This is a genomic window from Virgibacillus alimentarius, assembly GCF_000709085.1.
In the GTDB taxonomy this organism is placed as follows: domain Bacteria; phylum Bacillota; class Bacilli; order Bacillales; family Amphibacillaceae; genus Virgibacillus_B; species Virgibacillus_B alimentarius.
In genome coordinates this window covers 1-4,123 of sequence record NZ_JFBD01000097.1, presented here as the reverse complement: position 1 = coordinate 4,123, position 4,123 = coordinate 1, and the positions used below count along the sequence as shown (strand labels likewise).

At 36.2% G+C, this 4,123-nt stretch carries 4 protein-coding genes and 2 pseudogenes; all 6 read right to left on the bottom strand.

From position 1 onward, the window contains the following. Positions 1–682 precede the first annotated feature (682 nt). Positions 683–856, bottom strand: a complete 174-nt coding sequence (locus GZ63_RS17555) for a hypothetical protein (RefSeq protein WP_038221280.1) — start codon at positions 854–856, stop codon at positions 683–685. Positions 857–867: 11 nt separating this feature from the next. Next, positions 868–1,716: an SPFH domain-containing protein gene (locus GZ63_RS0114180; RefSeq protein ID WP_038221279.1), complete on the bottom strand. Its 849-nt coding sequence runs from the start codon at positions 1,714–1,716 to the stop codon at positions 868–870. 85 nt (positions 1,717–1,801) lie between these two features. Continuing rightward, a complete protein-coding gene (locus tag GZ63_RS0114175; protein ID WP_029270671.1) occupies positions 1,802–2,677 on the bottom strand; it encodes a ComEC/Rec2 family competence protein in 876 nt (291 codons plus the stop codon). Positions 2,678–2,781: 104 nt separating this feature from the next. Further along, positions 2,782–3,190: pseudogene (locus GZ63_RS0114165) on the bottom strand (DUF3021 domain-containing protein). Continuing rightward, entirely contained in the window at positions 3,180–3,641 is a 462-nt protein-coding gene (locus tag GZ63_RS0114160; RefSeq protein ID WP_029270667.1) for a LytTR family DNA-binding domain-containing protein, read from the bottom strand. Before GZ63_RS0114160 ends, GZ63_RS0114165 begins: the two are co-directional and overlap by 11 nt. Positions 3,642–3,716: 75 nt before the next feature. Beyond that, positions 3,717–4,064: pseudogene (locus tag GZ63_RS17550) on the bottom strand (transposase); the annotation flags it as partial. Positions 4,065–4,123 lie beyond the last annotated feature (59 nt).

The window sequence follows — 4,123 nt, the reverse complement described above, 5'->3', positions numbered from 1 at the left end:
TACTACGGCTTCTGCTGACTTCTCGTTTCCCAGGCATACATCGCTGTACACTTTTGATATAGATAAACGAGACCTCCCCAGTTAAGGTGCGAACTCTTTCCCTCCATCTATCTGCCATATATACACCACATGATGTTTGTAGCTATTGGGCTTCAGCTTCTTTAGCAGCCTTATCCGCATGTGTTGCCTCATATATGATTTCTGTTCGTCAGACCAGAGGTTTGCCTTGAGCTTCCTTCAGATTCCATATCACTATGGACACCCTTGCTTTTGGCTATGTGCTTACCGCTACATGGTTGCACTCGGGACTTTCACCCGTTAGAGTTCGCCCATGCTGGGCGAACAAAAAAGCTTCACACATTTTTCCGTGTGAAGCTTTTACGTGGAGCAAAACACTCAACTAATAAAATAAACACAGTAGCATGGATCCACTATGTATCTACCGAGTTAATCGAATGAAAGTCTTTCTTTATGTTTTCTAACTGAGTGTGGTCACTCATGCTCCTTGATGAGAACCTTTTTCCTTGTGTTCCAACCGAGTTTGGTCTCTCCTATCTCTATATCGAGCCAGAAAAAATAGCATGGGAAATATTTTCGAATAATTCCCATGCTCAATCCTATACGGATTCTATCGTTTTTTATTTTAAAGAAAAACACATTACATCATGTTAGGTAAACCTTGTTAATCTTCTTGTTGGTCTGTTTTTTTTGGTAAGCGGCCAGCCTTTTTTGCAGATTCCCTTAATAAAAATTCCAAATGACTATTGACACTGCGAAATTCATCTTTTGCCCAGGTTTGTAAAACATCATACAGTTTCGGATCAATCCGCAATGGAAAATTCTTTTTTTTAGCCATAAAAACCAGCCTTATTGATATAATGATCCTGTATTTACAACAGGTTGTGTACCGCTGTCAGATACAATCGATACAAGTAAATTATTAATCATGGCCACACGACGCTCATCATCCAATTCAACCATACCGTTCTTTTCTATTTGCTTTATCGCTCCCTGAGCCATTCCTACAGCCCCATCCACAATTTGCTTTCGGGCTGCAACAATTGCACTTGCCTGTTGACGCTGAAGCATTGCTTGAGCAATCTCCGTGGAATATGCGAGATGTGTTAACCTTGCCTCGATTACCTCAACACCGGCAACCTTCAAACGTTCCTGCAATTCTGCTGTTAACTCATTAGATACCTCTTCCGGGTTGCCCCTTAACGTTAATTCGGCATTTTCAAAGGTATCATATGGATATTTCGTTGCAACAGCTCGAATCGCTGTTTCACTTTGAATTTCCACAAATTCCTCATATTGATCAACGTCGAAAACTGCCTTCGCTGCATCGATTACTTTGAATACAACAACTGCTGCAATTTCAATTGGATTCCCATTAACATCATTTACTTTCAGCCGTTTACTATTAAAATTACGTACCCGTAAAGAAATCGTTCTCCTCATGGAGAAGGGGATTGTTACGACGATTCCTTCACGCCTAACAGTTCCCATATATTTTCCCAAAAAGATGACAACTACCGCTTGATTAGGCTGGACTAATGTTATTCCGCTTCCTAGTACAATAGCAATAATCAGACAAATTCCGCCAAGTATAAACTGCTCATTAATCAAGCCCAAAACAGTACCTGCCAATAGTATTGCAATGATAACAATACCAACAAATCCATTCATCGCCCAGGCTTTTCTTTCATAAATCATCTAAACACCATCCTACGTGGTTGATTTTACTTCCATATCAATATGATATCACTTTTATATCTTTTTGACAATTCACAAAGTAAGCTTAGCTTGCATTTTCAAGCAAACCATCGACTGGACTTTTTTCCTGATGAATAAAATAACTTTCTCCATTAGTATTAATGGTTAGGTCCCCGAAGACCGCAGTTGAATAGATTTGTGCTTTTATTTTATTTAAATTTTTAATAACGCGATTAACTGGATGACCGTAATCATTTGATTTACTATATGTTAGAATAGCAACTTTTGGATTCACTTCCTTTAAAAAAGCTAAGGAGCTACTCGTATTTGAACCATGATGCGCTATCTTTAAAAAATCCGCCTCCAAATTGTATTTTTTTATCAGCTTCATTTCTTGATCCCGTTCCACGTCAGCCATGAATAAAAAATCCATTTCTTTAAAACTTACTTTCAAGACAATGGATGATTGATTATTATTTTTTTTAGCCGAATGTGTATTCAAAACACGAATGTTAATTCGCGGATCCAGTTTTATTAATTCATTTTCTTTTGCTATTTCTAATGGTATCTTTTGTTTGCCTATTTCTTTCATAAACTTAGCATAAGTTTTTGTTGAATACAGCTTTCCTGAGTCAAGAACTTTATCTACTTCTACTGATTTCAGCACATGTCTAAGGCCCCCAATATGATCAATATCAGGGTGTGTAGCAACAAGCAAATCAATTTTATTTATTTTATGTTTTTTTAAATAGGCAACCACCTTTTTTTTAGCTTCTGGCGGCCCTCCATCAATTAAAATCGTCTTATTTGATGGAGTCTGTATTAGCATACTATCCCCTTGACCCACATTGATAAAATGAATATCCATTTTCGGCTGCTGTTCACTATGAACAGATGTGAAAGGGGGGATGATAAATCCAATAACAAATAGTAATATGATGAAATAATAATTCGTGCGCATAAAAGCCAATCCCTTATTATAAGATGCTTTTAGTTTGGCACGATTTGTTTTGATTTATGAATAATTTCTTAGCCGAATTTCATTTTAAAATACTGCAAATTTTATCATTCTTTCTTTTGAAAATGCTCATTCATGGAAACCTCTACTCTTTTGAAGTATAGATAGTATCCGGTCCAATATAGACCATATATGACAATAATCAAAACAACACCAAGAATAATAAATTTAAAATCCAACGGAATCCATCCCATTGATTGCAATGAAAAAATAAATAGCGATCGATAGAAAAAAATGGATAAGTGTAGCTTTTAATGGACTCCATTGATCTTTTTCATAAATAAATGAGGATAAACCAAAATAAATACCAAGGACAAAACTAGCAAGCATATGATTCCAAACTTCAGCTACTGATCCTTCAATATGATTAAATTTCATAATGGTAAGAGCAATAAATGTGTAAAGGGCTCCAAATGCAATCCCGATCAAACTTCGCTTAAGGATTTCAATTATCATGATGTATGCCTCCCATCCGCATTTTTTCTTTAATCTTTGCAACATATCTGCGGGAAATATACTCTTTATTACCGGATTGAAAGTATACACAGAGAGTTCCATTAAATGATAATTCAAAAAGCTGTATCCGGTTCAAGTTGCCAATAACTGATTTCGAAAAACGCATAAAATAATGTGGGATCAGCATTTTCTCTACTTCATAAAGTTTCAATTTTATTTCATAGTGCTTATTTTTCAATGCTGCAAATGTCTTTCTATTCTCTGTATATACAAAATCAATTTCATCTGGTTTTAGTAACACGGTCTGACCTTCTTCAATCCCAAATAAACGCCTAGATTGTCTTTTCTTTATCACTTGAAGTATTTCTTCTAATTCTTCTGACCATGCATCAGCTTGAATAGTGATCGACGTTTCTGTATATTTTTCGTCAATATCAAAATTCACCTTCATTCTCATACCCCCATATAAATACTAACCTCGTGCCTTTTTCAAGTAGTTAGAATACCGAAATATGGCAACAGAAAATCAAGTAAAAATGGGTTCGATCATCGGTCTTTGATGATTGAACCCATTTTTCTCAGGATTACTTTCGTGATCTGTTGCCTGATTTCTGTTCATAGCGATGCACTTTTTCAAGTTTACCGCCTTGAACGCAAACCCTAATTCATTTTCCACCTTCTCTTTGCCCCTCACCGACAAACGCGTGAAGCGCAAATTAGCCTTCAGAAATCCGAACGCTGGTTCTACATCTGTTTTACGCTTGCCGTAAATTTCGCCAGTTTCTTCTTCCGAAAGCTTCTTTCTAATATATTCTTTTTCCTGCTCCCATTTTTCGTTATAATAAATTTTCCGGTTGTTTCCTTCTTTTGCTTTTCTGTCTTCGAATAACTGTTGCGTTTTCCGAAGACTTTTATGTCATTTTCGTATTTCTG

Excerpts from the sequence above, each read along its gene's own strand:
- GZ63_RS17555 (WP_038221280.1), bottom strand. The coding sequence starts at position 856 with ATGGCTAAAAAAAAGAATTTTCCATTGCGGATTGATCCGAAACTGTAT.
- GZ63_RS0114180 (WP_038221279.1), bottom strand. The coding sequence starts at position 1,716 with ATGATTTATGAAAGAAAAGCCTGGGCGATGAATGGATTTGTTGGTATT.
- GZ63_RS0114175 (WP_029270671.1), bottom strand. The coding sequence starts at position 2,677 with ATGCGCACGAATTATTATTTCATCATATTACTATTTGTTATTGGATTT.
- GZ63_RS0114160 (WP_029270667.1), bottom strand. The coding sequence starts at position 3,641 with ATGAAGGTGAATTTTGATATTGACGAAAAATATACAGAAACGTCGATC.